Origin of the sequence: Kineosporia sp. R_H_3 (assembly GCF_002198675.1) — a bacterium.
Classification (GTDB): Bacteria; Actinomycetota; Actinomycetes; order Actinomycetales; family Kineosporiaceae; genus R-H-3.
In genome coordinates, this window is sequence record NZ_MWLL01000103.1 from 1 (window position 1) to 16,178 (window position 16,178).

16 protein-coding genes are annotated in these 16,178 nt (G+C 77.6%); 10 read left to right on the forward strand and 6 right to left on the reverse strand.

Features of this window, described 5'->3' with window-relative positions:
• Nucleotides 1-212: 212 nt before the first annotated feature.
• Complete coding sequence (locus tag ECOMGDLI_RS09555) at nt 213-1,214, forward strand: family 1 glycosylhydrolase (RefSeq protein WP_088316448.1); 1,002 nt, start codon at nt 213-215, stop codon at nt 1,212-1,214.
• A gap of 1 nt (nt 1,215) precedes the next feature.
• Here the strand turns inward: ECOMGDLI_RS09555 and xylB are convergent, their stop codons facing one another.
• Nucleotides 1,216-2,655 carry a xylulokinase gene (gene xylB, locus ECOMGDLI_RS09560; protein ID WP_088316450.1) on the reverse strand — a complete coding sequence of 480 codons (1,440 nt, stop codon included), beginning with the start codon at nt 2,653-2,655 and terminating at the stop codon, nt 1,216-1,218.
• A 103-nt stretch (nt 2,656-2,758) separates the two neighbouring features.
• Entirely contained in the window at nt 2,759-3,946 is a 1,188-nt protein-coding gene (gene xylA / locus ECOMGDLI_RS09565) for a xylose isomerase (protein WP_088290876.1), read from the reverse strand.
• Between the two features lie 142 nt (nt 3,947-4,088).
• On the opposite strand from xylA, the gene ECOMGDLI_RS09570 reads away from it, so the two are divergent.
• Entirely contained in the window at nt 4,089-5,363 is a 1,275-nt protein-coding gene (locus tag ECOMGDLI_RS09570; RefSeq protein WP_088316452.1) for an ROK family protein, read from the forward strand.
• Here the strand turns inward: ECOMGDLI_RS09570 and ECOMGDLI_RS09575 are convergent.
• Nucleotides 5,336-6,457, reverse strand: coding sequence for a sensor histidine kinase (locus ECOMGDLI_RS09575; protein ID WP_088316454.1), 1,122 nt, complete (start codon nt 6,455-6,457; stop codon nt 5,336-5,338). The two genes, ECOMGDLI_RS09570 and ECOMGDLI_RS09575, sit on opposite strands and share 28 nt — an antisense overlap.
• Complete coding sequence (locus ECOMGDLI_RS09580; RefSeq protein ID WP_088316456.1) at nt 6,454-7,170, reverse strand: response regulator transcription factor; 717 nt, start codon at nt 7,168-7,170, stop codon at nt 6,454-6,456. The genes ECOMGDLI_RS09575 and ECOMGDLI_RS09580 overlap by 4 nt, the downstream gene beginning before the upstream one ends.
• Nucleotides 7,171-7,339: 169 nt before the next feature.
• On the opposite strand from ECOMGDLI_RS09580, the gene ECOMGDLI_RS09585 reads away from it, so the two are divergent.
• From ECOMGDLI_RS09585 to ECOMGDLI_RS09605, 5 genes are read left to right on the forward strand one after another with little or no spacing between them, the layout of a single operon-like run.
• Nucleotides 7,340-8,437, forward strand: coding sequence for an acyl-CoA dehydrogenase (locus ECOMGDLI_RS09585; protein WP_198954728.1), 1,098 nt, complete (start codon nt 7,340-7,342; stop codon nt 8,435-8,437).
• Nucleotides 8,434-9,060, forward strand: a complete 627-nt coding sequence (locus ECOMGDLI_RS09590) for a bifunctional 2-polyprenyl-6-hydroxyphenol methylase/3-demethylubiquinol 3-O-methyltransferase UbiG (RefSeq protein WP_088316458.1) — start codon at nt 8,434-8,436, stop codon at nt 9,058-9,060. Before ECOMGDLI_RS09585 ends, ECOMGDLI_RS09590 begins: the two co-directional genes overlap by 4 nt.
• Nucleotides 9,057-9,806, forward strand: a complete 750-nt coding sequence (locus ECOMGDLI_RS09595) for a glycosyltransferase family 2 protein (protein WP_198954729.1) — start codon at nt 9,057-9,059, stop codon at nt 9,804-9,806. Before ECOMGDLI_RS09590 ends, ECOMGDLI_RS09595 begins: the two co-directional genes overlap by 4 nt.
• A gap of 10 nt (nt 9,807-9,816) precedes the next feature.
• Entirely contained in the window at nt 9,817-10,623 is an 807-nt protein-coding gene (locus ECOMGDLI_RS09600) for a PIG-L family deacetylase (RefSeq protein ID WP_088316460.1), read from the forward strand.
• Complete coding sequence (locus ECOMGDLI_RS09605) at nt 10,620-11,168, forward strand: histidine phosphatase family protein (RefSeq protein WP_088316462.1); 549 nt, start codon at nt 10,620-10,622, stop codon at nt 11,166-11,168. Before ECOMGDLI_RS09600 ends, ECOMGDLI_RS09605 begins: the two co-directional genes overlap by 4 nt.
• Before the next feature lie 18 nt (nt 11,169-11,186).
• On the opposite strand, the gene ECOMGDLI_RS09610 is transcribed toward ECOMGDLI_RS09605, so the two are convergent.
• Complete coding sequence (locus ECOMGDLI_RS09610; RefSeq protein ID WP_143447610.1) at nt 11,187-12,005, reverse strand: aldose 1-epimerase; 819 nt, start codon at nt 12,003-12,005, stop codon at nt 11,187-11,189.
• 104 nt (nt 12,006-12,109) lie between these two features.
• Here ECOMGDLI_RS09610 and ECOMGDLI_RS09615 point away from each other — a divergent pair, with 104 nt between their 5' ends.
• Nucleotides 12,110-13,069, forward strand: coding sequence for a MoxR family ATPase (locus ECOMGDLI_RS09615; protein ID WP_088316467.1), 960 nt, complete (start codon nt 12,110-12,112; stop codon nt 13,067-13,069).
• A gap of 105 nt (nt 13,070-13,174) precedes the next feature.
• Here ECOMGDLI_RS09615 and ECOMGDLI_RS09620 read toward each other — a convergent pair whose 3' ends face one another.
• Nucleotides 13,175-14,521: a lipase family protein gene (locus ECOMGDLI_RS09620; protein WP_088316469.1), complete on the reverse strand. Its 1,347-nt coding sequence runs from the start codon at nt 14,519-14,521 to the stop codon at nt 13,175-13,177.
• Nucleotides 14,522-14,731: 210 nt separating this feature from the next.
• Between ECOMGDLI_RS09620 and ECOMGDLI_RS09625 the strand changes: the two genes are divergently transcribed.
• Both ECOMGDLI_RS09625 and ECOMGDLI_RS09630 read left to right on the forward strand, forming a co-directional pair.
• Nucleotides 14,732-15,283, forward strand: coding sequence for a DinB family protein (locus tag ECOMGDLI_RS09625; protein ID WP_088316511.1), 552 nt, complete (start codon nt 14,732-14,734; stop codon nt 15,281-15,283).
• A 62-nt stretch (nt 15,284-15,345) separates the two neighbouring features.
• Nucleotides 15,346-16,176 carry a maleylpyruvate isomerase N-terminal domain-containing protein gene (locus ECOMGDLI_RS09630; RefSeq protein ID WP_088316471.1) on the forward strand — a complete coding sequence of 277 codons (831 nt, stop codon included), beginning with the start codon at nt 15,346-15,348 and terminating at the stop codon, nt 16,174-16,176.
• Nucleotides 16,177-16,178 lie beyond the last annotated feature (2 nt).

The window sequence follows — 16,178 nt, forward strand, 5'->3', positions numbered from 1 at the left end:
CCGGCGGGCGGGCGGACGGCGGACGGGCGGACTGGAGGCGGCCGGAGATGTGATCTCGCCGACAACCATTGGCAGGTTTACAGAAATGTAGGTTCTGTAAAGTCACAGCGCAAGGGGGTGGGCGGAGGATTCCGTCGGCACGTCGTGTGACCGTGCGACCACGTCCGGACGTCTCGGGTCACCGTCCGTCGCCGAACGGTTAGGTTCAGGGCGTGATCGACGCTGTGGCGGCGGCCGGGGGCACGCAGGACGACCGTCGTGTCGCCGATGCCGTCGGGCGCCTGGACCTGTCCGGTCTCGCCGACGGTTTCACCTGGGCGATCGGCGTCACGGCCGACCCCACGGCGCGGCGCGCGCCGGGGCGGGCCGGTCGGGCCGGGCGCCGGGCCGCCGGCGGGGGTGCCGCCGACGAGGTCGCACTGCTGGGGCGCGCCGGGGTCGACGTCCTCGCCTTCCCCGTGCCGTGGGCGAGCGTGCTGCCGGACCCCGCGGACGCTGCGGACCCCGATGCCCTGGCCCGGCTCGACCGCAGGGTCGACGACCTGCTGGCGCTCGGTGTGACCCCCTGGCCGACGCTGCACGCCGACGACGCCGCCCTACCGGTCCCGCTGCGGGACGCCGGCGGCTGGGCGTCCCGGGAGACGGCCCTGCGCTTCGTCGACCACGCCGCGACCGTGCACGCCCTGCTCGCCGACCGCGTCGTCACCTGGACGACGCTCGTGGTCCCGGACGGCCCGGCCGCCGACCACGAGGCGAACCTGCTCCTCGCGCACGGCCTCGGGCACGCCGCCATGCGGGCCCAGGCGCCGGCCGACCACCGGTTCGGGGTGACGGTCGCGCTCTCCGGCGGCCCGGACGACGAACGCCGGGTCGGTGCGCTCCTCGCCGGCCCCGAGCCGCTCGACCGGCTCGGCGTGCACTACGCGGGCGCCGCCCCGCGCGGGCTGCCCGAGCTGCTCGCCCGGATCCGTCGCGAGCACCCGGCGGCACCGCCGTTCCTCGTCACGACGGTCGCCGGCGCGCACGAGGACGCCGACGACCTGGACCGGGTCGCCGACCTCCTGGAGCATCTCGACGCGCTCGCGGTCGCCGCCCGGGCCGGGGTCGGCGTGCGCGGGTACGTCGCCGGACCCGTCGACGTGCCGGTGCCCGACCGGCCGTGGCCCGGGCTCGACGTGCTGCGGCTCGCGGTCGCCGCGGTGCGCCCGGTCTGACCTACGGCCGGGCCGCCGTCATCTCCTGGACCTGTGCGTAGCGGGCCCGGACCGCCGGGTCCGGGTCGGCCTCGAAGGTCGCGGTGCCGGTGACCTCCCAGGCGGGCGGCTCGGCACCGCCATCGAGCACCCAGGCCGCCTGCCGGGCGGCGCCGTCCGCGACGTACTCGCCGGGCGGCGGCACGAGGACGGGCCGGCCGAGCACGGCGGGGGCGATCGCGCGCAGCGCGGCGGACCGGGCGCCGCCGCCGACGAGGAGGACCCGCTCGATCCGGGCGCCCTGCGCCTCGAGGGCGTCGAGGCCGTCGGCGAGGCCGCAGAGCAGCCCCTCCACGGCCGCGCGGGCCAGGTGCGCCGGGGTCATGGTCTCCAGGCGCAGGCCGTGCAGGGCACCGGTCGCGTCGGGCCGGTTCGGCGTCCGCTCGCCCTCGAGGTACGGCACCAGCGCGAGGCCGCCGGCACCGGACGGCGCGGCGAGCGCCAGTGCGGACAGCTCGTCGAGCGAGACCCCCAGCACCTTCGCGGTCGCGTCGAGCACCCGGGCGGCGTTGAGCGTGCAGACGAGCGGCAGGTAGCGGCCGGTCGCGTCGGCGAAGCCGGCGACGGTCCCCGTCTCGTCGGACGCCGGGACCTCGGCGACCGCGGAGACGACCCCCGAGGTGCCGACCGAGACGATGACGTCACCGGGGCGGGCGCCCACGCCGAGCGCGGCGGCCATGTTGTCGCCGGTACCGGGGCCGACGACCGCCCCGGTCGACAGCCCCGCCCAGGCCGTCGTCCCGGCGCTCTGCGCCGGGCCGAGTACGCGGGGGAGTGCGGCGTCGTGGCCGAGGGCCGCCGCGAGCAGGTCGCGGCGGTACTCGCCCGTCGCGGCCGAGAAGTAACCGGTGCCGGAGGCGTCGCCGCGGTCGGTGACGAGGCCGTCGAGGCCGAGCGACCCGCCGGTGCCGCTCGACGGGCCGCCGCCGAGGAGCAGCCACGTGAGCCAGTCGTGCGGCAGGCAGACGCCCGCGACCCGGGCGGCGGCGTCCGGCTCGTTCTCGGCGAGCCAGGCGAGCTTGGTCACGGTGAACGACGCGACCGGGACGAGCCCGACGGCGTCCGCCCAGACCTTCGCCCCGCCGTGCTCGGCGGTGAGCCGCTCGGCCTGCGGCGCGGAGCGGGTGTCGTTCCACAGCAGGGCCGGGCGGACGACCTCGCCCGCCTCGTCGAGGGTGACCATTCCGTGCTGCTGACCGCCGACCGCGACGGCCGCGACGTCGTCGAGCCCGCCGGCCGCGGCGACCGCCTCGGCGAGCGCGGTGCGCCAGTGGTCCGGGTGCACCTCGGTGCCGTCGGGGTGGGCCGCCCGGCCCTCCCGGACGAGGGCGCCGGTCGCGGCGTCCCGGACGACGACCTTGCACGACTGGGTCGAGGAGTCGACCCCGGCGACGAGCGCCATCACTCGTGTCCTTCCGACGGTTCGGGCGGGGAGCCGGTGGGGAGAGCAGACGGTGGCACAGGCGCCGGCCGCGCCTGTGCCACCGGTCGGTGCGACGTCCGCGTCAGCGGGCGCCGAGGACGTGCTCGAGGGCGAGCTGGTCGAGCTGGACGTAGCCGATGCCCTTGGCGCCCACGGCGTCCGCGTCGAAGTCCTCGAACGCGGAGCGGTCCGTGAGCAGGTCGGCGTAGGTCTCGCCGGCCGCGAGCGTCGGGGACGCGAGCTCCGGGATCCGGGCGGCCTCGATGGCGGCCTGCACCTCGGGGTCGGCGCGGAACGCCTTCGCGCGCTCCTTGAGGAGCAGGTAGGTGCGCATGTTGGACGCCGCCGACGCCCAGACGCCGTCGTAGTCCTCGGTGCGCAGCGGCTTGTAGTCGAAGTGCCGCGGGCCGGTGTACGCCGGGGTGTTCCCCGGGCCGCCGTTCTCGAGCAGGTCGACGAGGAAGAACGCCGAGAGCAGGTCGCCGTGACCGAAGACGAGGTCCTGGTCGTACTTCGGGCCGTGCTGGCCGTTGAGGTCGATGTGGAAGAGCTTGTCGTGCCACAGGGCCTGCGCGATGCCGTGGACGAAGTTCATCCCGGCCATCTGCTCGTGCCCGACCTCGGGGTTGAGCCCGACCATCTCGGAGTTCTCGAGGCTGTTGATGAACGCCAGCGCGTGCCCGATCGTCGGCAGCAGGATGTCGCCGCGCGGCTCGTTCGGCTTGGGCTCCAGGGCGAAGCGGAGGTTGTAGCCCTTGTCCTTGACGTACGTCGCGAGCGTGTCGAGACCCTCGCGGTAGCGGTCGAGCGCGACCCGCACGTCCTTCGCGGAGTCGGTCTCGGCGCCCTCGCGGCCGCCCCAGAAGACGTACGTCTCGGCACCGAGCTCGGCGGCGAGGTCGAGGTTGCGCATGACCTTGCGCAGCGCGAAGCGGCGCACGTCGCGCCGGTTGCTCGTGAAGCCGCCGTCCTTGAACACCGGGTGGGTGAACAGGTTCGTCGTGAGCATGGGGGCCTTCATGCCGGTCGCGTCGAGCGCGGCCTTGAAGGCCTCGATCCGCTTGTCGCGCTCGGCCGCGTCGGAGCCGAACGGCACGAGGTCGTCGTCGTGGAACGTGACGCCGTAGGCGCCGAGGTCGGCGAGGCGGTGGACGGCCTCGACGGCGTCGAGCGGCGCCCGGGTCGCGTCGCCGAAGGGGTCGCGGGCCACCCAGCCCACGGTCCACAGGCCGAAGGTGAACTTGTCGTCCGGGGTCGGGGTCAGCGTCATCGGTTCCTCCGTCGGGGGTTTCGTTCAGTGGTTGAACATACCTGCCGATCGGACGGCCCGCAATCCCTCGTTGTCCGTTCTGCGCCGAGCGGTCATCGCAGACAGGTGTTCATTCAGAACGTGAACCAACTAGGGTGGCGCCATGTCGGCCCCCCGCACGTCGCCCGCGCGGCAGACGTCGCTGCGCGAGCACAACCTCGCGCTCGTGCTCGGGGAGGTCGCCGACCGCGGGCCGGCGACCCGGGCCCGGATCGCGGCGGCGACCGGTCTGACGAAGGCCACGGTCTCCAGTCTCGTCGACACCCTCGTCGCGGCCCGGCTGCTCGACGAGCGCGGTCTCGACGCCGGCGCCGTCGGCCGGCCGGGGCAGTCCCTCGGGCTCGGGGCGCGGGGTCCGGTCGGGATCGGGCTCGAGGTCAACGTCGACTACCTCGCGACGTGCACGGTCGGGCTCGCCGGGTCGGTCGTCGGCCGCGAGGTCGTCACCGGCGACCTGCGCGGCGTCGACGTCGAGGCCGTCCTGGCCCGTGCCGCCGGGCTGCTGCGCCGGGCGGCGGACGGCGCGCGCGAGGCGGGCGTCCCGGTCGCGGGGGTCGCGGTCGCCGTTCCCGGCCTCGTGGACTCCGCCGACCAGGTGCTCCGGCTCGCCCCGAACCTCGGCTGGCGGGACGTCGACGTCCTCGCGCACCTGCGCCGGCTCGCCGGTGCCGCGCTCACCGCGGCGTCGCCCGGCGGCGCGCACCCGGACCTGCGCCTGGGCAACGAGGCCGACCTCGGCGCCCTCGCCGAGCTGTGGTGCGGCGGGCACGACGACGGGGCCGGCGGCCGGCTCGACACCTTCGTCCACGTCTCCGGCGAGATCGGCGTCGGGGCCGGGCTCGTCCTCGACGGCCGGCCGCTCACCGGCCGGCGCGGCTTCAGCGGCGAGATCGGCCACCTCACGGTCGCCGACGGCCCGGACTGCGCCTGCGGCTCGAGCGGCTGCCTGGAACGGCTCGCCGGCCAGGAGGCGATCCTGCGCCGGGCCGGGCTCGCGAGCGAGCCGGGGACGGCGATCGGCCGTCCGGAGGGCCCGCTCGGCGAGCTCGTCGCCCGGGCCGCGGCCGGCCGGCCGGACGCCGTGGAGGCGGTGGAGGCGGCGGGAACCGTTCTGGGGCGGGGGATCTCGGCGATCCTCAACCTCGTCGACGTCGGCACGGTCGTCCTCGGCGGGATCTACGCGCCGCTGTCGCCGTGGTTGCGCGGCCCGGTCGAGCGCGAGCTCGCGCGCCGGGTGCTCGCCGCGCCCTGGGAGCCGCCGCGCGTCCTCGTCTCCGGGCTCGGCGGCGAGGCGGCCGTCCGCGGCGCGGCGCTGTCCGTCGTCCGCACCGTCATCGCCGACCCCGCGGCCTACCTGGCGAGGACGCCCGCCGGCTGACGGTCCCGGCCGGCTCCCGCGGGCACGCCGACGTCCGCGAGCGGGAGGTCGAGGTCGACGACGGTGCCGCCGCCGGGAGCGGGCGTCCATGTCACCCGGCCGCCGAGCGCGCGGGCCCGTTCGGTCATCCCCGGGACGCCGAGGCCCGACCCGTCGTGGCAGTCCGCCGTCCCGGCGCCTGCGGCGAGCTCCCCGGTGACGCCTCCGGTGACGCCCGCCGGGGTGCCCGAACCGTCGTCCGTGACGAGCACGTGCAGCCGCCGCCCGCGGACCTGCGCCCGCACCGCGACGGCGGTCCCGCCGCTGTGCCGGACGGCGTTCGTCACGGCCTCCTGGACGACCCGGTAGACCCCGAGCGCGGCCTCCGGGCGCAGTGCGGGCAGCTCCCGGACGTCGCACCGGCCGGTGAGGTCGCCGACCTCGGCCGCCCGCCGCACGAGGTCCTCGAGCGCCGGGCCCGGCCCGAGCAGGTCGAGCGCCAGCGGCCGCATCTGGGTGATGAGGTGCCGCAGGGCCCCGATCCGGTCCCGGACGGCGCCCCGCACGTCGGCGAGGTCCTCGGCGAGCGCCGCGGCGCCCGGGCCGGCGTCGGCGCGCAGGCAGCGCTGCTCGAGCCGGCCGAGGGTGACCTCGACGGCGGCGAGGTCCTGGAGCGTCTCGTCGTGCAGCTCGCGGGCCCAGCGCCGCCGCTCGGCCTCCTCGCCCTCGAGCCGGGCGCGCAGCCGGGCCGTCCGCAGCCCGTCGGCGGCCCGGCCCGCCTCGCGCAGGGCGAGCCCGGCCGTGAGCAGCAGGAGCAGGGCCGGCCCCAGCAGGAGCAGCACCCGCGGCTCGGCCCGCTCGGTGGCCTGCCAGAGCCCGACGACGCTGAGCAGCGCGGCGGCCCCGGCGCCGACGAGCAGCCGGGCCCGGCGGGCGAGCCCGTCCGGGCCGTCGTCCCGCGCGGGGGCGACCACCGCGAGCAGCAGCGCCGCGCCGGCCGCGGCGCCGACCCAGGTCTGCGCCCGGGGCGCGGTGTCGGCGAGCTCCGTCGCGGCGGCGAGGCCCAGCAGTGCGACGCCGACGCGCGCGAGGGCGCGCCGGGGGTCCCGGGTCATGCGAGGCCGAGCCGGTGCGCGGCGTCGACGAGCCCGGCCCGGGTCGGGGCGTCGAGCCGGGTCCGCAGGCTCGCCCGGTGCGCCTCGACGGTCCGCAGGCTGACGTAGAGCTCGGCGGCGATCTCGCCGTTCGTGTGCCCCGCCGCGAGCAGCCGCAGGACGTCGCGCTCGCGCGGGCTGAGCCGGTCGGCGGCCGACGGGCGGGCGCCGGCGATCCGGGCGCCGAGCTCGGGGAGCAGGTACGTCCGCCCGGACATCACCGTCTCGACGGCCCGCAGGAGCTCCTCGGGCGCGGCCTCCTTGAGCACGTAGCCCTGGGCGCCCGCGTGCAGCGCCGCGCGGGCCACGGCAGGGTCGTCGTGCATCGTGAGGACGACGACCCGCGGCGCCGCCGGCGCGGCGAGCAGGTCCGGCAGGCAGTCCAGGCCGTTGTCCCGGCCGAGCGTGAGGTCGAGGACGACGAGGTCGGGGACCTGGGTCGCCACGAGGGCCCGCAGGGCCGCCGCCGACGCGGCCTCCCCGACGACCGCGCAGCGCGGGTCGCCCTCGAGCAGCGCCCGCAGGCCGACCCGGACCATCGAGTGGTCGTCGGCGAGGACCACCCGCCAGCGCAGGTCGGCGGCCACGTCCGTGCGTGCGGGTGCGGCCGCCCGCCCGGGCCCGGGACCGGGGTGGGCGGTGCGGGCGGGCACAGGCTTCTCGACGACGGGCATGGCGCCTCCTCGGACCCTCGGTGGTTCGGGCCCGACGCAACGCCTGCTGCCTGGGAGACCGCTGGGAGCGCGGTGCGAGCGCGCTGACAGCCGCCAGGACTGCGGGTCTGCCGCAACGGCCGCGCCGTCCGGAAAGGCGTGCTCCGCGGAATGCGCATTACATGCCGGTATGAGCCTGCGTGCAGACGTCCCTGCAGATGTGCCTGCAGATGTTCCTGCCGACGTCCTCGCCGACGTCCCGCCTGCCCCTGCGTCCGGCCCCGCCGGGCTCACGGCCGGGCTCGGTGACCCGCCGGGGCGCGACCCCGCCGAGGTCGCCGCCGCGGTCCGGGCCGTCCTCGCCCGGCCGGAGCTCGCCGACGTCCCGCTGCCCGCCTCGGGGCGCACCGCCGCGCGCTGGGCGCTGCTGCGCGCGCTGGCCCGCTGGGACGTCGCCGCCGGCCGGCTCGTCGAGGCGCACCTCGACGCAGCGGCGATCCTCGCGGAGCTCGGGGGCAGCGAGGTGCTGCCGGGGCAGGTCTGGGCGGTCTGGGCCGCCGAGCCGCCGGGGCCGGGCGTCACCGCGACCCCCGGCCCGGAGGGCTGGACGCTGCGCGGACGCAAGCCGTGGTGCTCGGGCGCGGTCGCGTCGACGCACGCGCTCGTCACGGCGAACGCCGACGACGGCCGGCGGATGTTCGCCGTCCCGCTCGCCGACCGCGACCGGACCCGCCCGGTGCCCGGCGGCTGGGCCGCGGCCGGGATGGTGCAGACGCAGACCTGGTCCGTGGACCTCGACGAGGCGCCCGCGGTGCCCGTCGGCGGGCCACGCGCCTACCTCGACCGGGCGGGCTTCTGGCACGGCGGTGTCGGGGTCGCGGCGTGCTGGCTCGGCGGGGCGGACGCCGTCCTCGCGCCGCTCGCGGCCCGGGCGGCGTCCGGGCGGCTCGACCCGCACGGCCTGGCGCACCTCGGGGCCGCGGCCGCGGCGGTGCACGCGGCGGGCGCGGTGCTCGCGGCGGCGGCGGCCGACGTCGACGCCGCCCCGCACGACCGGGCCACGGCCGAGGTCGTCGCGCGGCGTGCGCGGGCCGTCGTCGAGCAGGCAGCGACGACGGTGCTCGACCGGGTGGGCCGGGCCCTCGGGGCCGCGCCGCTGTGCCTGGACGCAGGGCACGCCCGCCGGGTCGAGGACCTCACGGTCTACCTGCGCCAGAGCCACGCCGAGCGGGACCTCGAGGTGCTCGGGACCCTCCTCGCCGACGGTGCGACCGGGCCGGCGTCGTGAGCGCGACGCCCCCGGAGTACTTCGAGGCCGTCTACGCGGCCGGTCCCGATCCGTGGCCCGCCGGCCGCTGGTACGAGGTCCGCAAGCGCGGCCTGCTCCTCGCGGCCCTGCCCGAGCCGCGCTACCGGCGTGCGGTCGAGCCGGGCTGCGGGTCCGGTGCCCTCACCGTCGCGCTCGCCGCCCGCTGCGACGAGGTCGTCGCCGTCGAGCGCAGCACCGTCGCCGCGGACGCCGCCCGGGCCGCGACCCGGGGACTGCCGGGTGTCGAGGTCCGCACCGGGGTCGTCCCGCAGGAGTGGCCGGCCGGCGGGTACGACCTCGCGGTCCTGTCCGAGGTCGGCTACTACACCGACGCGGCCGGCTGGTCCGCGCTGCTCGACGTGGCCGTGGCCGGCCTCGCCCCGGGCGGCACGCTCGCGGCCGTGCACTGGCGGCACCCGGCCCCGGACCACGTGACGTCCGGGGACGCCGTCCACGCGGTCCTGCGGGAGCGGCCCGACCTCGCGCTCGTCAGCGCGCTCGTCGAGGACGACCTGCGGCTCGACGTCCTGCTCAGGGCGCCGGCCGGCAGCCGCGGCCTGTCGGTCGCCGTCCGGACCGGTGTGCCCGGGGCGGTGGCGTGACCGGGCCCCTCCGGCAGATGTGGGCAGTGGTCCCCGCGCACGACGAGGCCGAGCGGCTCGGCCGCTGCCTCGACGCCCTCGACCGTGCGGTCACGACGGCCCGGGCGGCCGGGATCGCCGCCGGGGTGGTCGTCGTCCTCGACGCGTGCACGGACGGCTCGCAGGCGTTGTGCGCCGGGCGCCCCGGGGTGGTCGTCGTCCGCGGCGACTGGCGCCGCGTCGGGGCCGCGCGGGCCGCCGGTTGCGCGCGGGCCCTCGACCTCGCCGGCCGTGCCGCCGTCCCGCCGGACGAGGTCTGGCTCGCGTGCACCGACGCCGACAGCGCCGTCCCGTTCGACTGGCTGACCCACCACGCGCGGCTCGCCGACCGCGGCGCGGACGCCGTCCGGGGCACCGTCGCCGTGACCGGCTGGGCGGGCTGGCCGGCCGGGGTCGCGGCCGCCTACCGGGCCGGCTACGCCGCCGGGTACCGGGGCGGCGACGTGCACGCGCACGTGCACGGCGCGAACCTCGGCGTCCGCGGCTCGGCGTACCTCGCTGCGGGCGGGTTCCCCGCTCTCGCCTGCCACGAGGACGTCGTGCTCGTCGACGCGCTCGTCGCGGGTGGTGCCCACGTCGTCGCCACCGGGCACGCGGCGGTCCGGACCTCGGCCCGCGCGCGCGGCCGCGCCCCGGAGGGGTTCTCCGGGCACCTGCGCGGGCTCGCGCTGCCGGCCGGGCTGCGGGCCCCCGCGGACGGCGCATGAAGGCCGGCGCATGACCGGCGACGCCGTGCCGCTGCTCGTCGTCGGCGCCCACCTCGACGACGCGGTGCTGTCGTGCGGCCGGTTGCTCGCCGCGGCGCCGGGATCGGTCGTCTGCACCGTCTTCGCGGGCCGGCCCGGTCCGGACGCGCCCGCGCGGCCGGGGGAGACGGCCTGGGACGTGCGCTGCGGTTTCGCGCCCGGGGACGACGTCGTGGGTGCCCGGCACGCCGAGGACGACGCGGCGCTCGCCGTCCTGGCCGCCCGGCCGGTCCGCCTGGGGTTCGTCGACGCGCAGTACGGGCCGCCGCCGGCCGTCGACGACGTCGCGGCGGCGCTCGCCCGGGTCGTCGCCGAGGTCCGGGCCGCGCGGGTGCTCGTGCCGCTCGGGCTCTTCCACCGGGACCACCGCTGGACGGCGGCCGCCTGGCTGCGCGTCCTGCGCACCGGGGGCGCGGGCCCCGCCCCGTGGGCCGTCCACGTCGACGCGCCCTACCGGGCGTGGGCGCCCGTCCGGCAGCGGCTCGCGGCGCTCGCGCGGACCGGCGTCCGGCTCGGGCCGCCGGATGTCACCACCGACGCGGACGTCGGCCCGGCGGCCGCGGACCGCCGGCGGCGGGCGCTGGACGCCTATGTCTCGCAACGGGTCGGGCTCGCGGACCTGGGGTCCCGGGCGGCGGCCGCGGCGCCCCTGCCGCCCGCGCCGGGCGCGGACGGCGACGTCGTCCACGCCGTCCTCGGGGCCGTCCCCGGCGCCGGGTCCACGCCGGGCCCCGGGTGCGACGGTGACCGGCCGCGGGATGCCAGGCTGGACCGGTGATCCGTCTCGTCCGGCACGCGCCGCCCGCCGCCACCCCCGACGCGCCCGCGCCGTCCTGGCCGCTCACGCCAGAGGGCCGGGCCCTCGCCGCGGCGCTCGCGCCGGCGCTGCCCGTGGGCGCCCTGCTCTTCTCGAGCCCGGAGCCGAAGGCCTGGCAGACCCTCGAGCCGGCCGCCGCCGGGCCCGTGCCGCGGCCCGTCGTCCACGACCCGCGGTTCGGCGAGGTGCGTCGCCCGCCCGACACCTGGGCCGGCGGCTGGCGCGCCGAGCGGCAGGCGTACGTCGCCGGCACGCCGCACCCGGGCTGGGAGCCGCAGGCGGACGTCGCGGCCCGGTTCGACGCCGGGGTCGCCGCGGCGCTCGCCGCAGCGGACGGGAGCGGTCCGGGGGTCGTCGTCGCGAGCCACGGCATGGCGATCACGTGCTGGCTGGTCGCCCGGGGGGTCGTCGCCGCCGCGGACGCCGCGGAGTTCTGGTCGACGCTGCGCCAGCCGGACCTGCTCGCCGTCGACCTCGGGGCCGGGACCTGGCAGCGGGAGGCGTGAACGTCGGCTCCGCCGCCGTCAGAGTCGCCGCCAGCTCCAGTCCATCGTCAGCACGAGCGGTGCGTCGGGCGTCACCGTCGCGGCGCGGCCGAGCTCGGCGGCGTTCGGCGGGGCGGACTGCGGCTCGACGCAGACGGCCGCCTCGCGCTCGGTGAAGACGACGGCGTACGCGGCGTCCGAACTGACCTCGAGAGCGAGCGCGCCGGGCCACGTGAGCGTCACCGGCCACGCGACGTCGACGAAGACGTCGTCCCACGGGCCCGGCGGCACCGGCAGCACGTCGTCCGTCGGCATCCCCTCGGCGTCCCGCCGGACCATCCCGCCGACGGGCAGGTCGATGGCGACCGGGTCGCCGCACGCGAGGTGCCGGGCGAACCAGGGGTGGAACCCGGTCCACGCCGGGAACGGGTCGCGCTCGGAGCGGATCTCGATGCGGGCGGTCAGGCCGCCGCCGTCGGCGCGCAGCGCCACGTGCTGGACGGCGTGCCCGGCCCACGGCCAGCGGCTGTCGAAGCCGCAGCGCAGGGTCAGCGAGGTCGCGTCCGCGGCGACGACCTCCCACGCCCGGTCGAGGGTCACCCCGTGGATCGCGTGCGGCGGCATGAGGAGCGGCAGCTGGTGCCGCTCGCCGTCCCACTCCAGGACGCCGCGCCGCACCCGGCCCGCCCACGGGGCCATCGCGTAGCAGCCCCAGCCGACGAGGCCGGGGCCGCCGCGGCCGACGACCTCGACGGCCGGGCCGGTCCCGCCGCCGACGACGAGCGAGGAGATCCGCCCGCCGTTGGCCGGGCTCAGGGACAGCGCCGCGTCGCCGGCGCGCAGCACGTGGTCGGTCACGGGGCCCACTCTGCCACTCCCGGCCCGTGGCCCGGCCGGGCCGCCCGGGCCCGGTCGGGGGGCTCCCCTCGCTGACCGGCGTCGCGATGGGCCATGCTGGGCGCATGGTGCACGCCGAGGTGACCGGGGCCGCCGACGCGGCCGTCCACGAGCACAGTCCCGACCGCCCGGCGTCGCCGGCCGACCTCGCGGCGCGGCTCGCGACGACCGGCTACCTCGCCGACCCGGGGCTGGCGACCGTGGCCTGGCTGGCGCTGTCGATGGACCGGCCGCTCATGCTCGAGGGCGAGCCCGGCACCGGCAAGACGGCCCTCGCCGAGGCGCTCGCCGTGAGCCTGGGCGCCGAGCTCGTGCGCCTGCAGTGCTACGAGGGGATCGACGCCTCGCAGGCGCTCTACGACTGGGACTTCCCGCGCCAGGTGCTCCACCTGCGCGCGGTCGAGGCGACCCGGGTGGCGGAGGAGCGGCTCGACGTCGAGAGCGTCGAGCACTCGCTGTTCGACGAGCGGTTCCTCCTCGCCCGGCCGATTCTCAAGGCGCTGCGCAGCCCGAACGCCGTCCTGCTCGTCGACGAGGTCGACCGCGCGGACGACGAGTTCGAGGCCTTCCTCCTCGAGGTGCTCTCGACGAACGCGGTGACGATCCCCGAGCTCGGCACGATCACCGCGAAGACGCCGCCGCTCGTCGTCCTCACCTCGAACCGCACGCGCGAGGTGCACGACGCGCTCAAGCGGCGCTGCCTCTACCACTGGGTCGACCACCCGGGCCTGGCACGGGAGATCGAGATCATCCGGACCCGGCTGCCGCAGGTGCCCGAGCGGCTCGCCGTCCAGGTCGCGAGCGCGGTCCAGCGGATGCGTGACGGCGCCGCCGGCCAGATCGGGGCCGACCTGCTCAAGCCGCCGGGTGTCGCCGAGAGCCTCGACTGGGCCCGCTGCCTGCTCGAGCTCGGCCGCCGCGAGCTGGACGTCGAGACCGCCGCGGCGACCCTCGGCGCGGTGTGCAAGTACCGCGAGGACATGGACCGTGTCCGGGAGTCGATCGACCGGGTGCTCGGCGGCTGACGCCCGGGGTGCGGGCGCCGGGCGTGAGGAAGCCCGGCCGGTCCCCCCGCCCGGGCGACCGACCGGGCTCCCGGTCTCGTGGTGGCGTGCCGTCCGGCTGCCGTGTCAGCAGTTGCCGGCGTCCGGGAGGCCGTTGAGCCGCGCGCCGAGCCAGCTGCGGACGTCGCTGCTCGCGGCGACGATCGTCGTCGCGTGCACGCCGAGCGCGTACTCCTTGCGCCGGACGGCGATCCCCGCCGCGCACAGCCGCTTCGCGCCCGCGGCCTGGCTCGCCGGTGGGATGACGTCGTCGATCGAGCCCCAGTAGTCGAGGACCGGGAAGCCGATCTCGTACTTCGCACCGGAGCCCGGCCGGCCGACCCCGACGCCGACCTTCTGGGCGTCGATGACCTGGCCCCACGTGCCGTCCGGGCCCTTGATCGCGTAGATCTGCTCGAGGGTGAGGTGGTCGGTGCTGTAGGTCTCGATCCTGCGGAAGGCCCACGTGGCGAGGGTGCCGACCAGGCACTGCGTCCGGACGTCGTCGGTGGCCTCGACACCCGCCGGGTTGAGCAGCGAGCGGAACGGCATCGACGGGTAGGCGGTCGAGAGGCCGACGACGGAGTCGGCGAGGAAGCCCGCGTAGAGCCCGCCGTTGAGGTTCGTCGCAGTGGCCTTGAGGTCGACGGGGGCGGCGCCGGCCGCGGCGCCCCGGATGTCCAGCTCCGGCGCGTAGCCCCGGGCGAGCTGGGCGGCCCACAGCGTCGAGTGGCCGCCCTCGGAGTAGCCGGCGAGCGCGACCCGCGGGGCCTTCGCCACCCCGGCCCCCGGCACCCGGCTCGCCGCGCGGGCCATGTCGAGCTGGGCGTGGCCGTTGTTGACACCCGTGACGTACGTGTGGGTCCGGCCCTCGAGGTAGCCGACGCCGTCCGAGAGCGCGACGATCGCCCCGTCGTTGAGCAGGTCGCTCACCGCGGTGATCTCGATGTCGTCGACGTACCCGCCGAGGAGACCGCCGGTGAACTGCCTGGACGCCGCGCACTGAGTCCCGAGACCGACGGTCGTCGAGGAGTAGGCGACGACGGGCAGCGCGCCGGGGCCCCACACGGTCCGCGGGACCATGAGGATGCCGGTCGTCGGGATCCGCGCGCCCGTGCGGTCGGTGGTCACGTAGCGGACCTGGTAGCTCGTGACGGAGCGCCAGGACGTCGTCCCGTCGGGGACCTTGCGGCAGGCGAGCACGGTGCCGGGGGCCAGGGTCAGCGGGCCGGACGGTGGCGCGTAGACCTGGGCGGCCGTCGCGGAGCAGGTCGTCGCCGCGGTCGCCGCGGCGGCGGGGGAGGCGACCGCGGTGGTGCCGCCGGCGGCGAGCGCGGCGACCGCGAGGCCCGCCGCGGTGCGCCGGGTGCCGGCACGCCGGGCCCAGGTGCGCCCGAGCCGGCCCCGCCCGGCCTGTCGACCCGCGTCGTCCATGTGTGCTCCTTCGCACTGCATCCGTGGTGGCGCTGCGTCCGGGCTCGTGCCGGGTCGTCGGGCCGACGATCAACGTCATCACCCGCGAGAACCATGCCAATGTTCATTGGTGAAGAAAATGTGATCCACGACACACCGGTGATGACCCGGTCGGTGATCATCGCGGCGCGCGTCCTTGCCTCGCCCCGCCGTGGCTGGGACCCTCCGCGCATGGCGCCCATCGACTCACCGCCGCCCGCGGTGACCCCGGACACCAAGGACTGGACCTGGGTCCTCGACCAGCCCTGCCCGGAGTGCGGCCTCGACGCCGGCGCGCTGGACGTCACCGACGTCCCACGGCTGGTCCGCGAGAACGCCACCGCCTGGCGCGCCGTGCTGCTCGCCGACGGGGCCGCCGAGCGGCCCGCCGAGGGCGTCTGGTCGCCCCTGGAGTACGCCTGCCACGTCCGCGACGTCTTCCGGCTCTTCGACAAGCGTCTGCGGCTCATGCTCGACGAGGACGACCCGCTCTTCGAGAACTGGGACCAGGACGCGACGGCCGTCGCCGAGCGCTACGACCTCGCCAACCCGGTCGTCGTCCTCGGCGAGCTCACCGGTGCCGCCGAGTGGATCGCCGCCGACTTCGAGGCCGTGCCGGCCGACGCCTGGCAGCGCACCGGACGGCGCTCGGACGGCGCCGCGTTCACCGTCGAGACGTTCGCGCGGTACTTCGTCCACGACCCCGTGCACCACCTGCACGACGTCACCGGCGCCACGGTCTGACCCGTCGCCGGCCCCGTGCGGGCCGGGCTGCGTCGTCGGTGGGCGCGGCTACGGTCCTGCGCATGACGACCGACCCGAGCGGCCCCGGTGACGGCAGCGACTACGTCGAGCACGTCCGGCGCGAGTCCGCGCGCTTCCTCGACGCGGTGCTCGCGGCCGACCCGGCGGCGACCGTCCCGACGTGCCCCGACTGGTCCGCGGACGACCTGCTCTGGCACCTCGCGTGCGTCCAGCACTTCTGGGGCGACCTCGTCGAGCGGGCCGCGAGCAGTCCCGAGGGCTACGAACGCCCGCAGCGCCCGGCCGACCGGGCGGGTCTCGCCGAGGTCTACCGGGCCGCGGGGGAGCGGCTCGCCCGCGTGCTCGCCGCAGCGCCGCCGTCGGCGCCGGTGTGGACCTGGGCCGCGGACCGGACCGTCGGGTTCGTCCGGCGCCGCCAGGCGCAGGAGGCGCTCGTCCACCGGGTGGACGCCGAGCTCGTCGCCGGGCGGCGCACCGCGGTCGACCCCGTGCTCGCCGCGGACGGCGTCGACGAGGTCCTGCACGTCATGTACGGCGGCCTCCCGGAGTGGGGCACGCTCGCTCGTGAGTCCGACGGCGCCACCGTGCGCCTCGACGCCACCGACGTCGGCCGCACCTGGCTCGTCGGGCTCGCGACATGGTCGGGCACCGATCCCTCCGACGGCACCGTGTACTCCGGCGCCCCGGTCCTGCGGGTCGTCCCCGACGGCGACCCGGCGGCCGCCCGCCCGGCCGGCGCCCTGGTGAGCGGCACCGCGGCGGACCTGCTCTGCGACCTGTGGCGGCGGCCGCCGCTGGGCACGGTCGTGCGCTCCGGGGACGAGGCCGTGCTCACGACGCTGGCTGAGAACCTGGCGGCTGGGCTGCAGTAACG

Coding starts and splice junctions, on each gene's coding strand:
- xylB (WP_088316450.1), bottom strand. CDS start 2,655: ATGGCGCTCGTCGCCGGGGTCGACTCCTCGACCCAGTCGTGCAAGGTC.
- xylA (WP_088290876.1), bottom strand. CDS start 3,946: ATGACGCTGACCCCGACCCCGGACGACAAGTTCACCTTCGGCCTGTGG.
- ECOMGDLI_RS09570 (WP_088316452.1), top strand. CDS start 4,089: ATGTCGGCCCCCCGCACGTCGCCCGCGCGGCAGACGTCGCTGCGCGAG.
- ECOMGDLI_RS09575 (WP_088316454.1), bottom strand. CDS start 6,457: ATGACCCGGGACCCCCGGCGCGCCCTCGCGCGCGTCGGCGTCGCACTG.
- ECOMGDLI_RS09580 (WP_088316456.1), bottom strand. CDS start 7,170: ATGCCCGTCGTCGAGAAGCCTGTGCCCGCCCGCACCGCCCACCCCGGT.
- ECOMGDLI_RS09585 (WP_198954728.1), top strand. CDS start 7,340: ATGAGCCTGCGTGCAGACGTCCCTGCAGATGTGCCTGCAGATGTTCCT.
- ECOMGDLI_RS09600 (WP_088316460.1), top strand. CDS start 9,817: ATGACCGGCGACGCCGTGCCGCTGCTCGTCGTCGGCGCCCACCTCGAC.
- ECOMGDLI_RS09615 (WP_088316467.1), top strand. CDS start 12,110: ATGGTGCACGCCGAGGTGACCGGGGCCGCCGACGCGGCCGTCCACGAG.
- ECOMGDLI_RS09620 (WP_088316469.1), bottom strand. CDS start 14,521: ATGGACGACGCGGGTCGACAGGCCGGGCGGGGCCGGCTCGGGCGCACC.
- ECOMGDLI_RS09625 (WP_088316511.1), top strand. CDS start 14,732: ATGGCGCCCATCGACTCACCGCCGCCCGCGGTGACCCCGGACACCAAG.
- ECOMGDLI_RS09630 (WP_088316471.1), top strand. CDS start 15,346: ATGACGACCGACCCGAGCGGCCCCGGTGACGGCAGCGACTACGTCGAG.